This window comes from Nonomuraea sp. NPDC004702 (assembly GCF_053601695.1).
Genome location: NZ_JBSGCE010000070.1, coordinates 20,942 through 44,857, shown reverse-complemented (window position 1 = coordinate 44,857; position 23,916 = coordinate 20,942). Strand labels below are relative to the sequence as shown.

Annotated in this window: 18 protein-coding genes and 2 pseudogenes; 16 read left to right on the top strand and 4 right to left on the bottom strand. The window is 65.6% G+C overall.

The genetic code is table 11. From position 1 onward, the window contains the following. Nucleotides 1–203 precede the first annotated feature (203 nt). Together ACWEJ6_RS45715 and ACWEJ6_RS45710 are read right to left on the bottom strand one after the other, a co-directional pair. Entirely contained in the window at nt 204–668 is a 465-nt protein-coding gene (locus ACWEJ6_RS45715) for a luciferase domain-containing protein (protein WP_452431668.1), read from the bottom strand. A gap of 10 nt (nt 669–678) precedes the next feature. Then, nucleotides 679–897, bottom strand: a pseudogene (locus tag ACWEJ6_RS45710) (zinc-binding dehydrogenase); the annotation flags it as partial. Nucleotides 898–1,045: 148 nt separating this feature from the next. Here ACWEJ6_RS45710 and ACWEJ6_RS45705 point away from each other — a divergent pair. Then, on the top strand, nt 1,046–1,345 hold the full coding sequence (locus tag ACWEJ6_RS45705; protein ID WP_452431667.1) for a hypothetical protein: 300 nt from the start codon (nt 1,046–1,048) through the stop codon (nt 1,343–1,345). Between the two features lie 12 nt (nt 1,346–1,357). Here the strand turns inward: ACWEJ6_RS45705 and ACWEJ6_RS45700 are convergent, their stop codons facing one another. After that, nucleotides 1,358–1,609, bottom strand: a complete 252-nt coding sequence (locus tag ACWEJ6_RS45700; RefSeq protein WP_452431666.1) for an alcohol dehydrogenase catalytic domain-containing protein — start codon at nt 1,607–1,609, stop codon at nt 1,358–1,360. Between the two features lie 143 nt (nt 1,610–1,752). Between ACWEJ6_RS45700 and ACWEJ6_RS45695 the strand changes: the two genes are divergently transcribed. The 15 genes and pseudogenes from ACWEJ6_RS45695 to ACWEJ6_RS45625 all read left to right on the top strand — a co-directional run bounded on the left by ACWEJ6_RS45695 (nt 1,753) and on the right by ACWEJ6_RS45625 (nt 19,452). Next, nucleotides 1,753–3,033, top strand: coding sequence for a LuxR C-terminal-related transcriptional regulator (locus ACWEJ6_RS45695; protein ID WP_452431665.1), 1,281 nt, complete (start codon nt 1,753–1,755; stop codon nt 3,031–3,033). Nucleotides 3,034–3,450: 417 nt separating this feature from the next. Further along, on the top strand, nt 3,451–3,723 hold the full coding sequence (locus ACWEJ6_RS45690; protein WP_452431664.1) for a hypothetical protein: 273 nt from the start codon (nt 3,451–3,453) through the stop codon (nt 3,721–3,723). A gap of 335 nt (nt 3,724–4,058) precedes the next feature. Next, nucleotides 4,059–4,538 carry a hypothetical protein gene (locus ACWEJ6_RS45685; protein ID WP_452431663.1) on the top strand — a complete coding sequence of 160 codons (480 nt, stop codon included), beginning with the start codon at nt 4,059–4,061 and terminating at the stop codon, nt 4,536–4,538. A gap of 711 nt (nt 4,539–5,249) precedes the next feature. Then, entirely contained in the window at nt 5,250–6,236 is a 987-nt protein-coding gene (locus ACWEJ6_RS45680) for a helix-turn-helix domain-containing protein (RefSeq protein ID WP_452431662.1), read from the top strand. A gap of 1,281 nt (nt 6,237–7,517) precedes the next feature. Next, entirely contained in the window at nt 7,518–7,685 is a 168-nt protein-coding gene (locus tag ACWEJ6_RS45675; RefSeq protein WP_452431661.1) for a hypothetical protein, read from the top strand. Between the two features lie 35 nt (nt 7,686–7,720). Further along, the gene (locus tag ACWEJ6_RS45670; RefSeq protein WP_452431660.1) at nt 7,721–8,587 is read left to right on the top strand and encodes a hypothetical protein; all 867 of its coding nucleotides are present in this window, start codon (nt 7,721–7,723) and stop codon (nt 8,585–8,587) included. Between the two features lie 1,274 nt (nt 8,588–9,861). Then, complete coding sequence (locus ACWEJ6_RS45665) at nt 9,862–11,457, top strand: site-specific integrase (protein WP_452431659.1); 1,596 nt, start codon at nt 9,862–9,864, stop codon at nt 11,455–11,457. Further along, entirely contained in the window at nt 11,364–11,867 is a 504-nt protein-coding gene (locus ACWEJ6_RS45660) for a tyrosine-type recombinase/integrase (protein WP_452431670.1), read from the top strand. The genes ACWEJ6_RS45665 and ACWEJ6_RS45660 overlap by 94 nt, the downstream gene beginning before the upstream one ends. Nucleotides 11,868–12,760: 893 nt before the next feature. Beyond that, on the top strand, nt 12,761–13,690 hold the full coding sequence (locus tag ACWEJ6_RS45655) for a hypothetical protein (protein ID WP_452431658.1): 930 nt from the start codon (nt 12,761–12,763) through the stop codon (nt 13,688–13,690). 120 nt (nt 13,691–13,810) lie between these two features. After that, on the top strand, nt 13,811–15,856 hold the full coding sequence (locus ACWEJ6_RS45650) for a hypothetical protein (protein ID WP_452431657.1): 2,046 nt from the start codon (nt 13,811–13,813) through the stop codon (nt 15,854–15,856). A gap of 76 nt (nt 15,857–15,932) precedes the next feature. Next, nucleotides 15,933–16,658 (top strand): hypothetical protein, encoded by a 726-nt coding sequence (locus tag ACWEJ6_RS45645; protein ID WP_452431656.1) that lies wholly within the window; start codon nt 15,933–15,935, stop codon nt 16,656–16,658. A gap of 284 nt (nt 16,659–16,942) precedes the next feature. Beyond that, complete coding sequence (locus tag ACWEJ6_RS45640) at nt 16,943–17,500, top strand: helix-turn-helix domain-containing protein (protein ID WP_452431655.1); 558 nt, start codon at nt 16,943–16,945, stop codon at nt 17,498–17,500. Between the two features lie 5 nt (nt 17,501–17,505). Further along, entirely contained in the window at nt 17,506–17,796 is a 291-nt protein-coding gene (locus tag ACWEJ6_RS45635) for a hypothetical protein (RefSeq protein WP_452431654.1), read from the top strand. Nucleotides 17,797–17,899: 103 nt separating this feature from the next. Further along, nucleotides 17,900–19,196 (top strand): annotated as a pseudogene (locus ACWEJ6_RS45630) (IS256 family transposase). 34 nt (nt 19,197–19,230) lie between these two features. Further along, on the top strand, nt 19,231–19,452 hold the full coding sequence (locus tag ACWEJ6_RS45625) for an integrase core domain-containing protein (protein ID WP_452431653.1): 222 nt from the start codon (nt 19,231–19,233) through the stop codon (nt 19,450–19,452). Between the two features lie 141 nt (nt 19,453–19,593). Here the strand turns inward: ACWEJ6_RS45625 and ACWEJ6_RS45620 are convergent, their stop codons facing one another. After that, nucleotides 19,594–23,916, bottom strand: a complete 4,323-nt coding sequence (locus tag ACWEJ6_RS45620) for a hypothetical protein (RefSeq protein ID WP_452431652.1) — start codon at nt 23,914–23,916, stop codon at nt 19,594–19,596.

Here is a 23,916-nt window from a genome sequence, read left to right as displayed (position 1 = left end):
GGGCCGATTTCGCCTCCGCGGACCTGGCGCTGCTGTTGAGGGCCAACTGCGGCATCGTCGCCGGTGCCGGGGAGGGGGAGGGGGAGGGGGTGGCGCCGCCGTTCGCGGCAGGAGCACACACCCGGTGCCTGGCTGGCCGCCGCGGTCAACCTCCGCGCCGCGGGCGGGCGACGCGGCCAGGGCTTGACTGCGGGGCCGGGCGGCTACAGGGTCCTGCCGGTGGCGTATCGGTAGGAGGCCGCGACGACGCTCCTGGCAGTCTCCAGCTCTTGTGGGCTGCGGGGACCGTAGAGCATCACCACGTTGATCGTGGGTGAGTACAGGGGATGGCGCTCGCCCCAGCCCTTGGCGATGAGCTCTTGCTGGTCCTCCTGCGACAGGGCCATGTGCAGGCTGCCGTCGACGTGGACGTGGGCGAACTCGTCGACCAGGCGGGGCGGCAGGAGCACCGCTCCCCGCGGCGGCACCGCGTCCTGGTGCAGGAAGAAGGCGAGCGAGCCTGGCTCAGAGACTTCGCTCGGCCTGATCTCGGTGCCGGGAAGCCGGGTGCTCATCCACTGCGCGAGCTGTTCGCGGATCTCGCCGGGGCTGTTCTGGCTGAGCTGGACGTGCGGAACGGACGGGCCGGTACGGGGACGGTCCCCGGCGCGGGTGGGAAGGGACAGCATGACGGACTCCTCAGAAAGTGATGACGATCTTGCCGCGCGTGTACTGGCCTTCGGCCAGGTCGCGCATGGCCCGCGGGGCTTCGTCGAACGGGTAGGTCGCGGCCACCTCGATGCTCATCCGGCCCGCCGCGACTCGTTCGGCCTGCCGGTGCAGGTCGCCGGTCGATGCCTCCATCCGGACGTAGACGGGCGCGACCCCGTCCACCTCCGCCGGGCCGTACAGGGTGGAGACGAGCCGGCCGCCGGGCCGTACGAGCCCGGCGGGGGGACGCGAGTGCGGGACCGGCGTTGATCAGGTCGACGACCACGGCCAGCCCGTCGGGGTGCGGCCGCCGGGCCGCGCTCAGAGTGTCGACGGCGGTGTGGTCGTTGGTCTCGTGCGCACCGAGCGCGCGGATGTAGGCCGTGTCGGCGGGTGCCGCTGTGGCCAGCACGCGTATGCCCAGCTCGGCGGCCTGCTGGTCCACAAGGGCGCCCACGCCGCCGGTCGCGCCGATGACCAGCGCGCTGTCGCCTGGCTCCGGGGCGGCGGCGGCCAGGACACAGTGCGCGGTCATCGCCGCCATGGGCAGCGCGGCGGCATTGACCGGGGACAGCGCGCGCGGCCGGTGGACGAGCTCGGCCCCTCGCCGACCAGCGCATACTCGGCGATCATCCCCGAGGCCACGCCTGCGTAGGCGATCACCTCGTCACCGGCCGCGAACCGCGTCACGCCTTCTCCCACGGCCGCCACCACCCCGGTGGCCCACGCCGGGCACGAACGGGTGCGTCACCGGGAACATCGCACGCAGCTCACCCGTGACCAGCTTCACGTCGATGGGATTGAGCGCCGCAGCCCGCACGCGGACCCGCACCTGGCCAGGGCCGGGTGACGGGTCGGGCACGTCATGGACGCGCAGCTGCTCCAGGGGGCCCAAGGCAGCGGCGACGAGAGCTTTCATGATCAGCGGCTCCTGATGTGGCGGCGAATCGGGCAGGGCAAGCCTGCTCGCCGCCCGCCCTCCCGCTCACCGTCCGTCCGGGCGGCACCTGCTACCCGAACGGGCAGCGACCTCCCTTGCCCGGCGTCGCCTAGCATCAGCGCATGGACCTGCCCGACCCGCACACCGCGCTGGCGGCAGCCGCATCCGTGCTGCGGGCGCCGACCGGCGCCATGCTCGAACCGCTGTCACAGGCGCTGGCCGAGTTCTTGCCGCACCGGGCGGTGACCGTGCTCACCGGCGACTGCGCCCGGCATCCTATGAAGGCCCACGGCGAGACGGCGATCACCGAGAAGATCACCAGCGCTGAGCTGGCCCGCGTGGGCGGCACGGTCGGCGTGGGCCGGCCCTGGTCCGGCCGGGCGCGCCTGGCCGGCGAGGACCTGCCGGTGCTGGCTGTCGCCTCCCGCCCGGCCGGGGCCTCCGGCGGCCTGCTCGTGGTGGTGACCGTCGGCGGGGACGCGCCCACCGGCCCGCCAGCCGAGCTGGTGCAGCGGCTGTGGGACCTGGTCGCCCTGCAGCTGATGCACCGCGCCGAGAACCTGCCCCCCGCCGACCTGACCGGCAACCGGGTGGCCGCGGGCGAGCGGGCCCGCGTCATCGCCGAGCTCACCAGCACTCACGCCGGCACACTGCAATCCCTGCTCGGCACCTTGCGCAGCCGTACGCTCGACGACGCCGCCGCCCGGCGCACCGCCACCGACCTGGCCGTGTCAGCGTTGATCGAGTTGCGCGCCGCGTCCGACCTGAATTCCATGCTGAGCGAGGAGCCAGCCGGGGCGTCCTTCGACCGGTTGGCAGGCAAGCTGGCACCCCTGGCCCGTCACAGCCAGGTGTCGCTGGAGCTGGCCGGGCCGCGCGACCGCGACCGCGCCCTACCGTCCGACATCGCCAACACCGCCCTGGCCCTGGTACGGGGCGCCGTGGTCACCATGCTCGAGCAGGACGGCCTGAGGAGAGTTCGCGTGTCCTGGGAGTCGGAGGAGTCCGAGCTCCACCTCGTCGTTCGCGACGACGGGCCGGGCACGCTCACGGCCGGCGCGCTTGCCCTGCGCCGTCTGGCCGAGCTGGCAGCCGCCGTGGACGGCCGTCTCTCCCTCGACGCCGTCCCCGGCTGGGGCGCGACGATCAGTGCCGCGCTGCCGCTCACCCCGCCCGCACCGCCGGCCTCGGACGCCGCCCTGGCCGCGCTCAGGCCACGCGAGCTCGAGGTGCTCGAACGGCTGGCGCGCGGTCTGCGCAATCGGCAGATCGCCGAAGACCTGCTGATCAGCGAACACACCGTGAAGTTCCACGTGGCCAACATCCTGGCCAAGCTCGGCGTGGGCACCCGTACCGAGGCCGCCGCCCTTGCTCATGCCTCCGGTCTAACCACGCCGGCTTGACTGCGCCAGCCTGACTGCGCCGGGCAACGCCCGGCCGCCGTGCTCGCTACGCCGACAGCGGCCGTGGAGGTTTCACATCCTGGGGCCGTGCTGAGCGCGGTGATCGCGGCACTCAGCAGCAGGGGCGCGCTCATGATGGGGCAGGCTGATCGGCTGCTGGATATGTGAACGCCGCGCAGGTGTGGCACCACCGACCCGAGCAGGATCAGTTGGACGACGCACGACGAAGGCCACACCGATGTTGTGAACCATAATGGTGGCTCGTTCGAGTATTCACTTGCTTCGCGCGTTTCGGCGGGTGTCGTGTCCGTGATGAGCTGGCGGGCCGGTGAGTCGTCCATCGTTTATCTTGGGTTCGCAGCCCTTCCCGCAGCTCAACGATGTGAGCTTGTCAGGCACGTAAGGCAAGTAGGCCGCTTGTCGCCTTGGGGCACCGGCCATCCGGCCCTCGACGCTTTCCTCGCCACGGCCCCCACCGCCAACCCCAACATGCACCGCGCCTACGCCTTGGCCATCGACCGCGTCACCGCGCGGCTCGGCCGCGACCGGCCGCTCGCCGAGGTCGCCGACGCCGCGATCGGGGCCGCGCTCACCGAGCTGTGGGCATGCCCACGTGACCCGCTTCCGCTGTCGCCGCTTCCCTGCGGAACCGAGAGTCGCGAAGTGCTCCTGCAGATGAATGGGAAATGAATTGAATGCGAGGTGAGAGCTCGTCTCCCGGCCGGAGGAGAGCGCCACTCCCTGCACCGGTCGCATTTGGGTGAGATACAGGAGGTGAGGCACGGCGCGAAGCAGCCCGGACGCTTTCTGGGCGAGAGTTTGACGGCCGGGGTTGCGCCTTCGCGTTCGAGCCCATCCCATTTTCCGATTTTGCGGTTTTGGAGCGCCCGATTTAAACGCTCAAACCTTTTCCCATGGGTTCTCAGGCAGTTCTCCTGGCGCTCACCACTTCATCATGTCATGTGTGACATGCTACTGCTGTGTGTGGCGCGAGGCTGCACGCCCGATCACCAAAGGGGAAATCGTTGAAGCAGATCGTCAAGCGTGGAGCCGCGGTATTCGCCGCAGGGGCGGTGGCCGCGGGGGCGCTAGCGCTGAGCAGCCCGGCATCCGCCGCCACGATTACGACCACCTGCAGTGACAGCATCCTGATCTCGGGTCTCTCCACTAAAGCCTGCGTGGATCTCACGGGCACTCAGGCGCGGTTCTACGGCACAGTCGGCGCGCCCGGCATTGCGGAACCTGGCCCCGGCGGAGTCATCACCCCACAGCGCGCAGAGGTGGAGGTGTCCGGCCAAGTCGTCGGTGGCCTGTTCCTCGGCTCCCGGCAGCAGTCGGTGAGCATCTGGAACAACACCGTGACCGTTGAGGGCACCACCGCGACCGCCCCTTGCGGATCGACGATTCGCGCCGAGGTCAAGCTGTCCCAGGGACCCGCGGGTCCCGGCGGGCCCAGCTTCTACGGCCCTGCCTCCGTCACGGTGGATGCGCCGATCGGCTGCTGAAACAGATGGATCGACGGTGGGCGCGGAACAGCCGTTCCGCGCCCACGTGCGCATGCCCGCAACTCGCGCCGCATCAGAGGGGTCCCGGACTGGCGGGCTCGCTTATTCAAGTGTCGTCAGTTCGGTGGGGTGGCCGCGGTAGCGGTGACAGTGTGTGGTCGCCTGGGGCGTAGCGGTTGGAGGCGGTTCCGGTCTCGGCGGCGAGCTTGGCCGTGGTGAAGGGGTGGAAGCCGAGGGCGTCGGCGATGATCGGGGCGGGGCTGTCTTGGATGTGCTGGCGAAGGGCGGCTCCGCGAGCGGGGAGAGTTGAGATGCCGAGTTGGCGGATCTGCTTGGCGAGCCACTCGGGCCGCAACGGCTGTCCGGCCCGCCGGCCGGGGAAGAGCCACGTCGAGGCGGGTCTCCAACCAGCCCAGCGGGGTAGGGCCACGCGGGGGCACCGTCAGAGCCACCCATCTCCGCTCTGGCCGGCCCGGGGCGAGGAACGCGGAGAAGTCATGAGCGATGAGATGGATCATGGTGCGGATGGCCTCCGCGACCTGCGGAAACTCTAAAGATCGTGTTATCGCGCCGGACTATTATGGAGCTCCAACCTCTCCATGATCCCCACCCTCAACATCGCTGAAAACTGCCGGATCGCCTCCCTTGCTGTCCGCACCAAGATCCTGACAGGGTTGGACCGCTTCAGTACGGATGGGCAGGGGACAGGCGATGGGGCACAAGGAGGTAGGGGCGCAGAGCCATGCAGCCGTGGAGTTGGGGGCGGAACTGCGGCGACTGCGTGTCGCTCACGGGTTATCACAACGAGCCCAGGCGAAGGCACTGTATTTGAGCTCGCACAGTACCGTCGCCGACTACGAACAGGGACGGCGTGTGCCTCCTGCCGAGACGATTGCCCGCTATGAGGCACAGTTCGGGTTGGTGGACGGCGAGTTGGTGCGGCTGCGGGAACGGGTCCTGGAGGACAGGGCTGCCCGTGAGGTCGACGATCTGCGGGCCAGGGCCGCTGTTGGCGCGGAGGACGTGGCGGGCACGGCCGACGATATCGCCGGGAACGTCGTGGGGGTCGTTGACTCCAGCGCCGAAGCCGTGGGGGAAGGAAGCGGCGAAGCCGCCAAGAACTCGATGGTGAAGGGCGATGATCCCGTGCCGCCTCGGTGGAGGCGGTCGCTCTGGTGGATCGCCGCTCTGGGCGCGTTGGTCCTTGTCCTTGGCGCGGCCTTGTGGTGGCGTTCTTCGGACAAGGCTCTGGGGATGGTTTGGTCTCCCCATGCCACCCGTATTCTGCCGCTGCCCACGACACCGGCCCAGCCTCAGCAGGATGGTTCAGACCCGGCCCGGGCAGGGTGCTCACAGGGAACGGTCGAGACGCTCGCCGCCCAGGAGATCGTGATCGGCCGTGATGTCCTGGGCACCCTCGAGTTGAGATACTCGACCGCCTGCCGTACCGGATGGCCGCGATTCATGCCGACAGGAGCGCTGATCTACAACAAGTCACCGGGCATCAGAATCTTCTTGGAGGTCGCACGGCCGGCCGACGGTGTAGCCAGCCGGGTCGACGAGGCATTCCTCCACGATTCCCATTGGGCCGGGATGTTGAGCACCGCTGACGGGTGCCTGGTCGCCCGCGGGGCGGTGCTTATCGACGGCAAGCTGTCGGAAATCGGGGAGACGCCCTGCACGGCACCTCCCCGATGACTGCGGGACTGTCAGTACGCAGGACCCCGTTCCCAAAAGGTGCCGATGAAGAACCCTGCTTCCGCAGGACCGGGGGAATAGACCATAGGACTGATCCATGCGTCGCCGATGTTGTGGAGATAGCCCCCGTCGTCGTGCATCCAGGCGCTCTCACCTACGCGCCGAATGGCGGGCAGGGTTATTCCGGTACCGCCTGGCGGTGACTGGGAGACTTGGACAGCCCGAGCCCAGTTGCTCTGGCAGCGATCCGACCACCACAACTCGACCTTGACGCCCATTCCCTCGGGTCCGTTCCAGAGCCCGGGAATCCAGGGATATCCGGCACTCTGGCCAACCTGGCGAGCGTCCTGCAGGCAACTAGCGCCTCCGTTCGTCTTGTAGTCGGGGATACCGGCATCGAGCCCGTCGCAGTTGGCAGGGCTGGGGTTGCTGACACACGCGCTCGCGGTGGCGGCGTTCGCGGGCTGCGCGGTAGCTGTGAGGCTCGTGAGCGTCATGAGGACGCCAACTCCAAGGAGCCTCAGTTTGTGTTGAGACACTGACCCTCCAGTGAACTTGGGATGGTGAGGCTGTCCATGCGGCATGCGTGAAGATCGCAGAGGTTTCGTACGCGTTAATGCGGCGGCTGTTTATGGCCACGAATCAGGTCAACTGTCTCCGGCACTCGCCCCACCTCACGTTGTCGCCGGCACAGGACTCGACCGGGCTGGGGGCGTAGACCATCGGGCTGACCCAAGCGGTGACGGAATCGGTCAGGCCTTCTGGGTCGTTCACGAACTCGCCCTCCGCGTGCCCGTTGCTGAGGCGCATCACCTTCACCCAGGCCGGACCTCTGTAGCCTGTGGAGACTATGCGGGTCCAGTTCGTCTGGCACTTCGGTGACCACCACAGCTGTACCTGGACGCCGACAGGCCCTGAGACAGGGCCATAGATGTAGCTCGGGACGAACGGGAAAGTACTGGGCCCATGATCCCCGTCGCCGACCTGGAAGGCCCCTCGGAGGCAGCTGGCTCCGCCGTGGGGATCGCTATCCGAGAGTCCCGCGTCGAGCCCATCGCAGTTGGTAGCGCTCGGGCTGTTGACGCAGGCGCTCGCGCTGGCGGCCAGAGCGGGCTGGGCGGTGGACAACAGGCCCGCCACCAGAGTGAAGGCGCCTAGCCCGGCTAGAGCAGTCTTTCCTCGGTTTGTCATGCCAGAAAGATCACTTGGTTCGTCCGGCCGTACAAGTGTCGAAGTGGTCGATCGGCCGGAGGCCGACCAGGTTCCGACCACGGATGGCACATGAGCACCGGCGACGTGCTGGGCGGCGATGCCATCGCCGGGAACGCCCTCGTCTACACCGACGGTCTCCTCTACACCGGCGGCGGCAACGTGTACGCCCTGCGCCCCCGAGGCTCATCCGACGTGAAGGGCTCGACGAGAACGCCGAGCAACCACATCACCCGTTGATACGTCTACCGGATATGCGGATCTTTCCAGCCGTAGTGCTCCTTACGCTCACGGCGGCCTGCGGCTCCATCGACGCGTCGGTCAGGGCCGACCCGTTCACCGGCCGGGCCCGGCACATCGCCGAACGCTGGCGGAGCTCGGCCGAGCGCGGGCCCTGGACCCAGGGATACGTCCCGCTGCGCAACTTGACCTTGGAACTCGATGGGGCGCGCATGCCCCACTGGGTCGGACGGAGCATGATGAACAGCGCCTGGAAGCTGGAGACCGAGCTGCCGGCCGAGGTGCCCGCTCCTGCCGAACTGCGCTGGGCCGGCGGCGGCACCATGAGCGTGCCGGTGCTGGCCGCCACGGCCGTCTACGCGGGCCTCAGCAAGCCCAAGTCCTTCGCCGACGAGGAGTGTCCCGCCGACGGCTGCCGGCCGCTGCGCGTGATCGCGGTCGCGCGCGGCGAGGCCACGACGCCCAGCAGCCGGGGAGACGTGCGGGTGCCCACGTGGGAGTTCACCGTAAAGGGCGTGCCGGCGCCGATCCGGCGGGTCGCCGTGGACCCGGCCGCGATGGGCGGGCCACCGCGACCGCTGGCCGACGGGATCCAGGAGGTGGAGACGTACGAGGTGCGCGCGCCGACGGATCTTCAGCTGAGCTATCTGCACGGCACCTGCGACACGACGTACGGCTCGCACGTTCATGAGACGGCCGAAGTTGTGGTCGTGGACGTCGACGTCCGGCGGGACGAGGTGGAATTCTGCAATGCGATGGGGAAGATCGACCGGATCGGCGTCACGTTGCGCGAGCCCCTGGGCCGCCGGGTGGTCCTGGACTCCAGCAGCGGGCTCCCGCTGCTCATGCGGAGCGACATTCGCCTGGCTGAGTTCCGGAACTACGACCCACGCCGTTCCTGACCGACGCCTCGGCGCCGGGCTCGCTCCCAGGTCGCCGGCAGGCCGTCATGACCCGGCGAGTCCGGGTTGTCCAAGGAGCGCGACGTGCCCGCCGGCGCGGGCGGTGTGTTCTCGTCCTTGACAGGCAGGGGCCGTCGGCCCCGATGGTCGGAGCATGAGCGCCGAGCGGAGCAGGCCGTCGGGGTGTCTGCTCGTCGTGTCCGCGGTCACCGTCTTGATCGGGTCCGCCAGACACCCATTGATCATCAAGGGTTGCGTCTGCCATCTGCACCTCGGGGTGCCCTCGACCGCCCGGCCTCATCGAGCCTGCTCGCGTCCCATCAGTCGAGAACGCATCGGCTAACTCAGACTGGGTGGAGAGTTACAGAACGCCCTCTGTGGGCGTAGCTCGCCTGAACATGGCCTCGCGACACGTTTATGTGCTACGCCCAGCCATAAAGGCGAAGTGTCGTCAGGCCATTGCTCGTTTCCAGGAAAACGTAGCGAGGCAGTGCGATCGCGATATCGCGCATCTCAGCTTCGACGTCATTGCGGATTGACGGCTCATCCGCGCCCAAGTCCCACAACTCGATCTGCTTGAGGAGCGGCGTTTGGCGCAGGCTGCGGAGCCGGGTGGCAGGAGAAGGCCGGGGAGGTAGGCCCGGCGAGCCGCAGGAATAGGTGGAGATGTCTGAGAGGGGCGGGCGACGCGGGATTGAGCAGAGGCCCGCTCTCGGTTGAGTCCCCCGCCCCATGGCCGGGCGTTTTCTGGCGTTGCTGCTGCCGTGGGTATGACGTGCTGTGTCTCTGGTTAGGGCTCTGAGATCGCTGTGGCTTGTGGTGCTCGGGTCGATCGGAGCGGGGTCCTACGTCGATTTGACCAAGGCGTGGCCTGCCGCGCTGTCCTGACTCAGTTGTTCGGGTCGGTATTTAGGTAAGTGACCGAGGCAATGTTCGCCCGCCGGATCGGGACGAGGATGCGGACAGTACTTTCCTTCCGCTTAGCCGAGCCTTCCCGCAAGGTTCCAGCCATGACGGCCGGGAGGCGGTCATGCGGGCAAGCGGGGCCATCTGCGGCCGGCCGATGTCCAGGAGGCCAGGCCGGTGGCGTGCTCGGCGGGATCGTGGGTGTGGCCCAGGGAACGTGACCAGCGGATATCGCTTGACGTGGGTGGTGAAGGTGGGTGTCGATACCACCGCCCCCGACCAATGGCCCCTAGGGTCCCCAAGGCCGTCCCGGGCGTATGCCCGTCAGGGAACGGCTGCCATCCCGCCCTGGACGCCGCTGCCCATTGGTGGGCGGCAATACGGCCTGCGGCGCGGCCTATGCGATGCGTAGGGGAATCCGTTGGTCGGGTCGTGTAGGACGCATCGCCCACGGGCGATGGCGTGTCCAGCCGGTCGTTGGGGGTGCGAAGGAAAGGCGCCGTCGAGCGGCGGCGACGCGGTCAGCAGTCGATCTGGAGAAGAAGGGCAAGACGACGCAGATGAACGGAACCACCTTCAAGACGTGTTCCTGCCGGGACGAGGTGACCGGCAAGAGGCTGGGTAAGGCGTGCCCGAGGCTGCGCCGCCCCGGTGGCGGGGAGCGGTGGAGCAGCACCCACGGCACGTGGGCCTACCAGCTGGAGCTGCCCGCACACGCTGACGGTCGGCGGCGTAACCCCCTGCGGCGTCGCGGCTTCGCCAGCCTGGAGGAGGTCGAGGCTGACCTGGAGCAGGCCCGGGCGCTGCTGGCGCTGGATGAGGATCCGCACGTGCAGCGCAAGATCACCGAGCTGATGCTGGCCACGCTCAAGGACAGCAAGGCGCTGCCGCCGGTGGAGGAGGTGCGGCGCAAGGTCCGTACCCGCCAGGACCTCAACCCCACCGTCACAGTCGCCGAGTGGATGGAGGAGTTCCTGCGCCGTAAGCGGAAGATCGACGCCACCACGCGCCGGTCGTACGAGGCGCACATCCGCCTGTACTTCACCCCCTACCTCGGCGACATCCGGCTTGATCGGCTCCGGGTGTCGGATGTGGCGGGCATGTTCGATGCGATCGAGGAGTTCAACGACGTCATCACCACCGCCCGCACGAGTGGTGACCATGAGGAGCGGGCCCAGGTACGGTATCGACGGCCGGTCGGTCCGGCCACCATGCACCGCATCCGCGCCACCTTGCGGCATGCGCTGAACATCGCGATCAAGCAGGATCGGCTGATCGACTTCAACCCGGCCGCGGTCGTCGAACTCCCTGACGCCGAGCGCCCGAAGGCGCTGGTGTGGACCGACGAGCGGGTCGCCGCCTGGAACCGGGATCTGCAGGAGCGGCTGGAGGTCGAGCAGCGGCGGCGCGGCGCTCGGCTCAGCCGTGCCCACATGATCAACGTGTATGCGTCGGTGGCGCGGCCGTCGCCGGTGATGGTGTGGACGCCCTCGCACACGTTCGCCTTCCTCGCCCAGGCGGCCGGTCATCGGCTGTTCGCGCTGTATCGGTTGATCGCGCTGCGCGGGCTGCGCCGGGGTGAGGCGGTCGGGCTGCGCTGGAAGGACGTCGACCTGGCCGCTGGAACGGCAGGGGTGCACTGGCAGATCACCCAGCTGGGCTGGGAGCCGGTGCAGGGCAGGCCGAAGACCGAGGCCAGCGATCGCGCCATCGCCTTGGACGCCGACACCGTCACGGCGCTACGCGCACATCGCAAACGGCAGGCGGCCGAGCGGCTGGCCGCGGGGGAGGCGTGGACGGACAGCGGGTTCGCCTTCACGACGAGCTCGGCCGGCCACTGCATCCGCAGCAGGTCAGCGACCAGTTCTACCTGCTGGCCTTCCAGGCGGGGTTGCCACCGGTGCGGCTGCACGACCTCCGCCACGGCGCCGCGTCGATCATGCTCGCTGCCGGAGTCGATCTGAAGGTCGTGCAGGAGACGCTCGGGCATGTGTCATCCACCTTCACCCGAGACACCTACACCAGCGTTTACCCAGAGGTGGCCCGCGCCGCCGCCGAATCCACCGCCGCCCTCATCAACACCGCAGCCGCAGGCGCCCATAGCGCCCGGCTGATCACACTGCCGAACCACACCGGCCACAGCACCACCCGAACCACCGGACGCAGCAGGCCCGCCGACTTTTCGGCGGGCCTGCTTTTCTATTCAGCGCTGTGCGGGATATGCAGCCGATCAATCCCTTGGCCCATCCTGCAAGCGCATCGGGACGATCGCCTGAGAGAAGCAGCGGATCTTTTATCTGCTGGTTGGAAATGCCTGTCGAACCCGACGGGGCGGCTTGGGGCGGGACTTGCCCCTGCAACAGGTCATCGCTGACGGGCGGGGTCGTGCAGGCCTTCTGTCTTGGTCTTCTGGTGGTCGTCGCCGGGGTCTGAACTGACGAGGGCGGTCTGAATGATCTACCGGCGTACACGGTCCGCACACAAGAGCAACGACGGAGCAACCAGCCGTGATCAACGGCAAGATCCGAGGGTGACGAGAACCGAGAAACCCCAGGTCGGATGTGGTGTTGAAGAGTAGGGCGGGTGGGACTTGAACCCACGACCCACGGATTATGAGTCGGTTCCCTCGATGCCGTTCAGTGTCGCGGGGTGCTGTTTTCTGTGGCTGTGGCCGGAATTCTCCCCGCTGCCGTGTCGGGAAGTGACGGTAGATGCTGTGCCGTACCGCGTTCACGCGAGCAACCACCGAGCAACCGCGCGTTTTTACTATCGGCATTATATGGTATTTGTCCATGCTTTAGCAGGATGGCGTATGGTCAGGCCTTCGTGGGGAAAGCCCGAGCTTCTCGGCGGATCGAACGCGTACGAGCAACCACCGAGCAGCCACCGGCACGCGGTTCTCGGCCGCGGGCGGAGATGACGTGTCATTGATGCGAACATGACCCGCGGCCTGGTGGCGAGGTCGTTGTTGGGCTGCTGGCAGCCGACATGCCCGCCCGCCTGGTTAGCGATCGAAAGTCAGTTCGTGCATCACGGGGCTCGATAACCCCTTCATGCATCCCGGCGATTCTATCGCATACAAGTTCGAATAGTTTCAGTTATGCGACGCATTGCTGGCTATACAAATTGCACATATTGGGCGGCGCGATAAGAACGGCTCGTTGCTCGCTCATCTCGGCGGTCTCCGCGGCGCCATTTTTGTCGGTGGGAGCTCGTACGCTGACCGCGACAGCTCAAGAGGCTCGCGAGAACAGGTGGGTGGTCCAAGTGAATGATCGACTCTCTTCCCCCAAAGCTACTGGAGGAGCCGGAACAATTTTCGAGTATCAGTTCGCCGCCATCATGCTCAGCCGTCTCCTGCGAGGCGCGCATGTCCCCATTGCGATTCAGCTTCCACTCGACCGCGTCGGGCTGCAGCAGCAAGTGACCGGCCATCCCTTCGACGACCTCGTCGCTTACGCTCGCCCTGCTCCAACCGGGCCGCGCATCCAGATACAGGTGAAGCAGAAGATCCATATCCGGGGCAAGGACGAAGACTTCATCAAGGTTATGGCCGCTGCCTTGAGAGCCGTTCGAGACAAAGAAGCCGAGATCGCTGATGGCGCCCTCCGTCTCGGCCTGGTCGCAGGAGGACCAGTGAATGATCTCGCCGAGCTAAGAGAAGTCACCGAGATGGCCCGAACGGTGCCGGATCATCAATCTCTGCACGCGCTACTGGGTGAGTACGTCACCAGCGGTCGGATAAGAGATCGCCACGCCCACGTCGTCGCCGCGGTTGCGTCGGCGGCCGCGGCGCAAGAAGAAGACGAGGCGGCAGCTCTCGCTCATCGAGTACTCGGCGCCCTGCATGTCTGGCAAGTCGATCTGGGACCGGATGGTCGTGATACACGATCGGAAATGGATCAGCTCGAAGCAGGTTTTGCCGGCCAAGTAAACGCCGTCGACCTATTCGCGCACCTCTCCGATCTGGCACAGGAATATGGACCACGGGCCGGTCAGATAGATGCGCCATCTCTGCGCCGCGTGCTCCGAAGCAGGTTCGGCCTTCAACTCGTCCAGGATGGGCGAGAGTCAACAGATCCCGCACCAGACGAGAACAAGAAAACCACGAAAATATCGGTCACCACCAAGGGATCGGGACCGACTTGGGTGGCCGAAACTCAAACATTCCACAACCTAGACTTCCGCAGCCTCTGAACAACCCATCCAAAATCGACATCGAGGTAGAGCATGAACGGCATGTCCCCCGCAGGAATCTCCGCCCCCAATTACGATGACCGCACCTCCTCGGCCCCTCCCCAGCCCGAACATCTCGAGGTGGACTCCGAGAACCCCCCGCTAGCGACCAGTGACGGCAGCGAGCCCTCTCTACGGGAGGCCGAGCCCGCTCCTGAGGTGTTCGATGACATCGCCCCCGAGGCCTCCCCTGCTGAGATCGATAAGAGGACCCCGTCCCCTTCGGAGGTCGGGGCGACCACCGGGATCTCCGTCACGGTCGATGGAGAAAGAAACACCACCTTCGCCGCCTGGATGCAAGACTTCCACTACTACTCCGGGGACCACGTGGAACCCACTCCTGTTCCCGACAAGGACCTAGCCGCGTGCGCAGAAGGACGCTTCGTGCCGCCGGCCTCGGGATGGGAGGACGCGGCGACGACACTCGCCAGCCATGGGATCGTCGTGCTTCTTGCACCGGCCGGTAGCGGTCGGCGCACCGCCGCCCTGCGCCTCCTCTCCGACCAGTGCAATGGATCCCCCTTGTACGACCTGGAAACCGCCTGGCAGAGGCCCAACGTGAAGTGTCTGCAAGATGTGCCTGCGGGAGGGTACCTGCTGGATATGTCCGAGCCCGCCGAGAAGTCACCGAAGAAGGGCTTCGGCATTGCACTCCTTCAGTGGGCGGGGCGGCGCAAGCAACAGGACTCCTACCTCGTAGTTATTACCACTGGGAGTGCCTGGAGCGGTCCATGGGCCGACGAAGCCGGCGATGCGGTGGTGCCACTCGGCTCCCCGGACGCGAAGACGCTGGTGAAACGGGAGCTGACTGTGCTCAAGGCTGCGCATCGCAGCGGTACGGTCGACGACCACAGATTCCAGCCGATCTGGGACTCCACCCCCAAAGCCGAAGACGCCTGCCGGCTCGCCAAGAGGATCGCTGCCTCTCCTGATGCCGATCCTCAACCCATCATCGATGAATACAGAGGTTGGACATCCTGGTTCGCGAACTTTCCTGGCACGCTACACGCCAGGATCGTCCTCTGGGCTGGCGCACTATGCGATGGCGGACGCCGTGAGTCGGTGCTCCGGATGTCGGACGCACTGATCGGACAATTGGGGGACAAGCGCAGTCCAGCACAGATCCTAGGCGGGGACATATCGTCCGAGCGATTCGACGCCGCACGCATCGAGGAAGCCGGAGATCGCGTCCAACTCCCGCCGGACAAGCATGGGCTTCCACCGGCTGTCCTCCGCCACTTCTGGCGTGAGTTCCCCACCCAGCAGAAGCGCTTCGTGAGCTGGGCCACCAATCAGGCGGCCGAACTGCCCGTAGACGATGCTGAGCGGATCGTTGACGCCCTGGTAGAACTTGGGGCCCACCATCGCGCAGGGGAGGTATTCAAACAATTGCGTGACACGCTGGCTCCTCGGCGCCGTTCCTTGGCGGTCCGAGCGCTGTCGGCGGCCGCCCTGGACAAGCGCTCCGGTCCCTACGTGCGTGGCCGCCTCTATACCTGGCTGTACGACTCACCTGCCCAAGGAGTGATCGACCTCGTAGCCGAGGTCTGCGGTGGCTCCTTTGGTGCCGAAATGCCCCTCCGTGCGTTGGCGCGGCTCCGCTTGGCCGGCGAGCACTCGGCATTCGGCAGCCAGGCGGTCGCTCAGGCATGGGTCTCTCTGACTGAGACACATCCGAAGCTCGTACGCGCCGCGGTCACATCGTGGCTTACCGACGACCGCCACCCCCGCGCCGGTCTGGTGGCCTTCATGGCGCTGGCTTCCACCGGCGTCGGTAGCGAGCTGCTCTTCGGTGAGAATGGGCGCGAGCTCGAAGCCGAGGACACCCAGACCATGGTCATCGACTGCATTCGCCAGGCTCTGGGAGAGCCCGAGGCCACAGCAGCAGCCGACACCATCATCCGGAACTGGGTCGACCAAGCCGATAAGGGCGCACTCCCAAGACACGTGGTGGTAGCCATACTCGGCGCGGTATTTGCCGGTGACCGATACCAGGACATCAAGAGATTCCTGTCACAGGAGAAGCTCCCTGATCCTGGCACTCTCTGGCATGAGATCCTCACCAGGGCCCTCTACCCGCCGGCTGCCGGGGGACCGGCCTCCGAGGCAGCAGCACGGGCTGAGTGATATGCGGCTCCTGCCGTGGCCGCGAAGTGCCGCATTCCGTACGGCCTTGCCGACATGTGTACCCGGGATCCACGTCATGGCGGATGGGCGCGTCTGGTTCAGATACGGCGGAGCAGAGTGCACGCTGACCTCGGCCATGGCGGCGCGAGCCGCCGCTCTGGCCGAGGTCTGGAGCGTGGCCGCCGCACGTACCTCGTGCCGCTCGCCCAGAGAAGTATTCAAAATAGAGCAGCGGCTCGCGCTCGATCTCGCTTCATGGCAGCAGGCCAAGGACCATTCGGGCATGCGAATCAAGGCGCGCATCACACTGACGCTCACCGGCGAGAACGCAAAACGAGCCGTCGTCTATGAGGAAGCGCTGCGCGCCGCCCACCTCGAACGGACACTTGCCGGCGACAGGCTCGATCACCTCAAGAAAACGGCACTGACGAATGTACGGATAGCCCGAGTCTGGTGGTTCCAGCAGCACCTCAGCCAAGGCGAGCTGCTCGAGTCATGGGACTCCTTCGACACGGTGGTCCGTCCCATGATCAACGACAATACCGAGGACGCCGCGAGCCGGTTTGCCCAGATATTTGCAACGGCCGCACAACGCGCCCTGGATGACCCAAGCAAAATGCAGGACCTGCGTCTTATGGCTCACATGTTGCTGACCACTGCAAAATGGCAAGATCTTGCCGATCAACTCATCGGCAAAAGCGATGTCCAGCCCAGCAGCGGGGGCCCGAGTGAAGTCGATCACCGAGAGGTGAGTACAGTCCTATCGCCGCGAACTTCTCAACCGCTGCCTCCTATAGACTGAACACTGTTTCAAGTCCTGACCAGCACGAACAGCTTTGCAACCAGCACCAAGTGAGGGGCCACGAGGATTCCGGACAGCCGTCTTATGGGCGTAGCCCATGCGGCTGTCGGGGTCGAAAGGGACTCGTTGAGCACTTCGAAAGGTGGTCGGTAGCCGAGCGCCGAATGTAGGCGCCGGCAGCTCGACCTGCACCTTGCCCGATCCTGTACCGCGTCAAAATACAGCCACAGTGGCTGTGACCTGTGGTTTGACGCAGTCCGGCCACGCAGGCAAGATCGCGTCGTGTGCTTGTCGGCCTGCTCTATCTGATCGCGCTTCGAGGGTTCGGCTGGCTGATGTTGCTGGGCCGCAGCCAAGCGTCAAAGGACGCGGAGATCATAGTGTTGCGTCACGAGGTGGCGGTGCTGCGGCGCCAGGTTGGACGCCCGCGGCCGGACTGGGCCGATCGGGCCGTTCTCGCGGCGCTGGCCCGGTGGTTGCCGGCGGTCCTGCGCGCTCATCGGCTGGTCACCCCGGCGATGTTGCTGGCGTGGCATCGACGTCTGCTGCGCCGGGCCTGGACCTACCCGCATCGGCCCGGGCGTCCAGGAACGACCACGGAAGTTCGAGACTTGATCATTCGCCTGGCGTGGGAAAACCCCCGATGGGGCCATCGACGGGTGCACGGCGAGTTGGTGCGGCTTGGCTTCCAGGTCAGCGAGGCGACCGTACGGCGCATCCTGCGCTCGCGCAGCTTCGGCCCGGCGCCCCGACATCTCGACACCTCCTGGCGGACCTTCTTACAGTCACAGGCGAGAGGCCCCTGGCTTGCGATTTCTTCCATGTTGACACGATCTTCCTGAAGCGCTTGTACGTGTTGTTCGTGATGGAGGTCCGCACGCGACGTGTCCACCTCCTGGGCGTGACCTGCCACCCGACCGGCGCGTGGGCCGCTCAGCGGGCCCGCAATCTCCTGATCGATCTCGGCGAGCGAGCAGCGTCGTTCCGCTTCCTGATCCGCGACCGAGACGCCAAGTTCACCGCCGTCTTCGATGAGGTGTTCGCCGCCGTTGGCATCACGGTGCTGAAGACACCGCCGCGGACACCGACGGCGAACTGCTATGCCGAGCGCTGGATCCGGACCGTGCGAGAGCAATGATCGAAACCTGTGGATCTGCCGGGAAGGGGTGTACCTTCCCGGATCATCCGATGTGGTTTCGAGATAAGGCCGACGCGCCAACGTCGGTCGGGAAGGCACACCCGTGCCGCTCACCGTAGTGCCCGAACTGCCCGCTGACGACCGCAACCCCGGCTCCGCCGGATCTTCCTCACTGATCGATCAGATCGTCCGCGAGGGCGCCCGCCGGATGCTCGCCGCTGCGTTGCAGGCCGAGGTGGACGCCTACATCGCCGCCTTCGCCGAGGAGCGCGACGAGAACGGCCGCCGCCTGGTGGTGCGCAATGGCTCCCACGCGCCGCGCGAGATCCTTACCGCGGCCGGCGCGGTCGAGGTCACCGCCCCGCGGGTCAACGATAAGCGCATCGATGAGGAGACGGGCGAGCGCAAGCGGTTCTCCTCGGCGATCTTGCCGGCGTGGGCGCGTAAGACGCCGCAGGTCACCGAGGTGCTGCCGTTGCTGTATCTGCATGGGCTGTCGTCAGGCGATTTCGTCCCCGCGTTGGGGCAGTTTCTCGGCTCGGCCAGCGGCTTGTCCGCCTCGGTCATCACCAGGCTCACCGAGCAGTGGAAGGGCGAGCAGCGCGTCTTCGCCGCCCGTGACCTGTCCGGGGTGGACTACGTCTACCTGTGGGTGGACGGCATCCACGTCAACATCCGGTTGGAAGAGCACAAGCTGTGCCTGCTGGTGATGATCGGTGTGCGCGCCGACGGCCTCAAGGAACTCGTCGCCCTGTCCGACGGCTATCGCGAGTCCACCGAGTCCTGGGCCGACCTGCTGCGCGACTGCAAGCGGCGCGGGATGCGCGCCCCGGTGCTGGCCATCGGTGATGGCGCGCTCGGCTTCTGGTCGGCGCTGCGGGAGGTGTTTCCGCAGGCCAAGGAGCAGAGGTGCTGGTTTCACAAAATCTCAAACGTGCTGGGGGCGCTGCCGAAGTCGGCCCACCCGGCGGCCAAGAAGCACTTGGCCGAGATCCGCCGAGGACAAGGAGCACGCCCAGGCCGCGGTGAAGGACTTCCAGGCCGCTTACGCCGTCAAGTACCCCAAGGCGGTCGCCAAGGTGGTCGACGACCTCGACGAACTGCTCGCCTTCTACGACTATCCCGCCGAGCATTGGGTGCATCTGCGCACCACCAATCCGATCGAGTCCACCTTCGCCACCGTCCGGCACCGGACCAAGGTCACCAAGGGGCCGGGCTCACGCGCTGCCGGGCTCGCGATGGCCTTCAAGCTGATCGAGTCGGCTCAGGCCCGCTGGCGCGCGGTCAACGCACCTCACCTCGTCGCCCTGGTCCGCGCTGGGGCGAAGTTCCGCAAGGGCAAGCTCATCGAGCGGCCCGAGGAATCACCGGCCGTTGAGGAGCAGCCGGCAGCCGCCTAAAGATCTTGGTCCACAGGTATTGACGATTGCTCCCGTGCGAGCCGAGTTCACCGACCGAATGCTGATCTACGGCGAACGACATCTGCGCTCGATCCTGAACGAGTACATCGATCACTACAACGCGCATCGGCCACATCAGGCTCGTGGGCAGCGACCACCCGATCAAGATGAGCATGTCGTGGTGCCGATGGAAGGCCGGATCGAACGCCACAAGGTACACGGAGGAGTGATCAACGAATACCGCCGAGCCGCATAGCCCGGCCGGAGAAACCCCAGCTCAAACCACACGCGCAAGTTTTGACGCCCTACAGGATTGTAGGGACTGAATCGCTCGAGATGGGGGATGGGCTTGCCGGGATCGACGGCCGCACAGCGGCAATCGCATCAGCACGCATCGCTACTGACTGTCCTCCCTCGCAGGTAGCATCGCTAGAGTTCCGTCGACCACTATCGGAGTTACGCAGATGTCATTGCTATCGCGGAGCTTAATCGCCTGCTGACTCAGCTCTGTAACGAGCTTGTCGTAGGCGTATCGCTTTCCTCTGGTATAACGCGAATCTTTGTTGTTCCAGTTTTCGTGGCTGAACCAGAAGACCAAATAGATTCCCTGCCGGAGGTCTGCGGGTTTGAGGTAGCGCTCAACGAGCTGCGTCTGCATTGCTGTGGTTACTTCGCTGTGCCAGCAGCCCTTAGTTTCGATAATTAGTGTGATGATATCTCGTGCGTTGCTGGTTGAGATCGCTTGGACATAGAGGTCAGTTCGCTCGCCCATTCGGGAGCCGGTCTTTCGTTGGATTTCAACTTCCCGGTTGACGATGACGCCGCGCTGTGAGAGGTCCCGGCGCAGGAAGTCGGCAGCGTAGTCGCTCAACCGGTCTTCGTTTTTCGGTTGGCGCATCTCTTCGTCCCACAGGGCGAATGCCTGCGGTGTGGGGTGTCCTTGCAAGAGGTGCTGTAGCCTGCCGAGGGATTCGGTCACCACCGAGGCGAGGTCTCTCTCATCGTGGACGACTCGCCGTTGCTCATCGTCGAGAAGGGCGATGATTTGCGCAGGCTCAAGTCGCCGCGTGTTGTTCAGGCGGAGCAGCCGAGTGGCCTGATGAACGTGACTGCGCAGCCAGGGTGCGTCCGGCCGTGCCTCGATGATTCTTTCTAGTGCTGCGACGGCTGCTGGTGTTCCGCGTTCGGTTAGCAGGGATGGTATGCGATTACGAGCATTCGCCAGTTCCCGCCGGGGGGTGATGCGGGGTTCGGCATCCTCCGGGGGGTCGTCGTCGGGTGGGAATTGCTGTACCGACCATGTGTAGAGGTTGGCAAGGTCTTCCTCGCTGAGGCGCGGGAAGAGGGTTGTACCTGCCTGGGGCAAACTCAGGAAAAGCTGGGCACCCCAACTTGGATCCTCGTTAAGGATGTTCCATATCACTGGCCACACCTCTGTGGCGGCGTGGTGAAGCGCTTGCCGGGCTGCAGTGAGGGCTCGGGCGGGCTGCGTTCGGCGAGGCTCGGGTTCCAGTGCGGCAACTGCAACTGAGATCGCTTGGGGCGTCCTACTCTCAAGCAGGATTTCCAACACCGATGCTGCCGTCGATTCCGGCAGTGTGCGACTGGCCAAGGTAGAGGCGAGAAATTCTGAGAGGCGCGTATCGATGATGGGAGCGAGAAGGCGGGCCGCGAACAGCGAGTGGTCATGTTGGGCGGCTTGGTCGATGAGGATGTCGGTGGCCTTGATCACCTCGTCAGGGGCAAGTGCGTATGCCCGTTTGACCAGCGCTTCTCTCACCGCTGCACTGTCGTCGTTGCCTGACAGCAGCGGGTAGTCGAGGGTGATGCCGGCCCATCGTCGCCAGACGTCTGCTGGGAGATCGTCGATAGCGGCCGGATCGAGACGAGACAGTAGAGCCAATGCACGGTATCCCGCCCACACCGGTCGCTGGACCGTGTTCGTGCTCAGAGACTGCTCAACATCGATCGGAGCTTCGCGCAGGTAGCGCTGGGCAGCAATGAGGAGGCTCTGCCGCTGCGCGGGATCGAGCAGGGTCCACCCGGGAAGCGTAGTGAGATCATCGTGACGCTCGTCACCGAAATAGGACGTGTCGGGAGTCACGGATAGCCACAGGTTCAACTGCCACCAGGCATCGTGGTCGCCGGCTGAGGCTGCTGCCACGAGTGGACTCAGCCGATTACGAAGCTCTTCCACGCTCAGTCGCTTGACGCGATCGGGCTTGCGCCAGTGCTTTCGCAACTCCTGGACATCCTCTTGGTCCAAGCGCATCGGCTCGATCCACTGACGGGCAAGCTCGCCATAGAGGCGGCTACTTGCAGGGATATCGAAGATGATCTCTCGGTGGTCGGCGCGGGATGGGTCGTAAAGGTAGCGGGCAAGGGTAAGGAGGCTGTCGCGCTCGAGAGACTCGTCGAGCTCGCTACAACGCTGCGTGAGCCAGGCGAAGTCATCGGCGACGAGGACGGGCGTCGGCAGAGCAACCAGGCCAATACTGTCGACTCGCGATTGAAGCGAAGCGATGACCTCGCTGGCCAGAGCCTGACGAACTTCGGCGGCCAGCACGGGAAGAGGCGGTTGGCCGTTGTGTCCTTGCCGCAGCAACCGATGCTCCGGAAGGCCATGCGAAATCAGGGCCGCTAGTGCCTGGCACACGGCTGGCCGAGAGGCATTGTGCCAGGCCAAACGGACAACCGCGTCCCAGAGATCATCAAGCCAATCGCCGGGCCACTCCTGATCGAGCTGTTGTGCGACCCAGTTCAGCGCCTCGGGAAGCTGCTCCTCGGTCAAAGACCGAGGAAGAATGACGCTCAGAAAGTACTGGTAGGCGCCCAAAGTCTCCGGTCGCTGGGGTGGTGTCAGAGCAGGGAGCACATCGCTCATGCTGAGGTCGCGGGGGTACAGTGCGGAGAGCACACTCCCTTTGATCTCGTCGGTTCCAGGGCTGTCGGTTTGGATCAACGGCTTGAGTGCAGCACGTGCTACTGGGTCACTGGTGGCTCCCAACGTCGAGATGGCGGCGATCCGCAGATCTAGAGGCTCAGCGCTATCCCCACCGATTTGTGCGAGATCCTGAGCCAAGGTTGGATCGTCAGCAGTCCGGGCGAGCCAGAGCGCCACATAACGCGCGGCGACACTGTCGCCTTTGTCTCTCAGTACGGGCCCGATCTGCTGGGCCAAGCCCGGGTGCATCAGATGGTGACAGTCCTGACGCAGATTCGGCGGCACGTCGTAGTCACGGGCGTTGGCAAAGAGCCCCGCAACAATCTCACGCCGTACCCGGTCGTCGGGGATCTCCACTGCGGTCATCGTGAAGCCGACTGGGTCGCGACGCGCGTAGTCGCCGTACAACTGCGGCTTCAGGGCGATGAGCCAACTAATAGTGCTGCGAAGGGCCTCTACAGGATTGCCATCGCCATCAGCGATGAGCCGGCGCACGCGGTCGTGCGGCAGATCGGCAAGGTAGCGGGCTGCTAGAAACTCCATGTAGGTCTGGTGAGCGAACCCGAACCGGTACGGGCCTCGCGATGAGAACAGCCCCGTGTTGCCCAGCATTGACCAGACCTCACGACCGGTGCCTTCTTGCCCGGCAAGGCCTGCCATCGAAAGATCGATGTCCTGTGACGGCCGCTGAACCGCCGGTCCAGTCCACACTGCTTCGGCAGCGCTCAAGGTCATCACGATGGCCAGACGTCCGGCCGCCTTCATCAGCACTTCCGGCGTAACCTTCGTCTGATCCGCGTCTCGACGTAGCTCATCCCACTCGTCGCACAGCGCGGTGAGTCCGCGCTCATACAGCTCCAACTGTCCGCGACCCGGTGTCAACCCTCCGTTGGAGCCGCGGCTCATGTCCGCCAGCAGCAGTTGCAGCGTCACTGGCTTGATGGCCAACGGGACAGTGCCGCTAGCCGATAGGGACACCAGCACCTGTTCCGGATCGAAGCCTTTACTGCGCACCATGGTGGCGACGTCGGTGCGCCGTAGCGGAGCGAGCTCATAGACGGCCACCTCCTGGGGGTCGAACACCTGTCCTAGACGCTTCTCCAAGCCAACGGGCCAGCCTGCCGTTCGGCATGCGAGTACCACTCTGAGCTGAGCGGATGCCAGGCGGGCAATCTCAGCCTCCACAATGCGAGGCAATGTAGAGATGCGGCACTCGTCATATGAGTCCAGTATCAGCAACAACGGCTGAGGGTCGTTTCGCCAGCGCTCCAGGTCCTCGTTGCGAAAAACCTCCGCAACTAGACGCTCTTCTGAGGCATATGCGCCCAGGTCGTAACGGAACACAGCGCCACCGACAAGATCGGTACCGGTCGATAGCAGGCCCTTGGTCACCGTCGACTTGCCCATGCCCGGTTCACCGAGCAACACCACGCAGTGACCGTTGCGAACTACTTCTTCCGAGGTGACCAGGTCGCCGTTGACGTGCTGCCCTAGAAAAGTCTCGGGGTCGAGCAGATACCCATCGTCATCTAGCGACAGATTGCCTGCACGTGGACACCAATACCGCGGCGCCTGGCCGTATCCCTCATCGGTCACAAGAGCATTGTCCTGCAAACCAGCACACTCCAGCGCCACGGCACAGCTTGACGGAACGATGTCGGAGATGACGGCGAAGTAAGAGGACGGGACAATGGGTGCCGCCAAGGGTGGCCGGGGGCAGCGTTGTGGAATCGTCGAGCGGCGAAATGGCGGGGATGATGTCATCACCAGCATCAC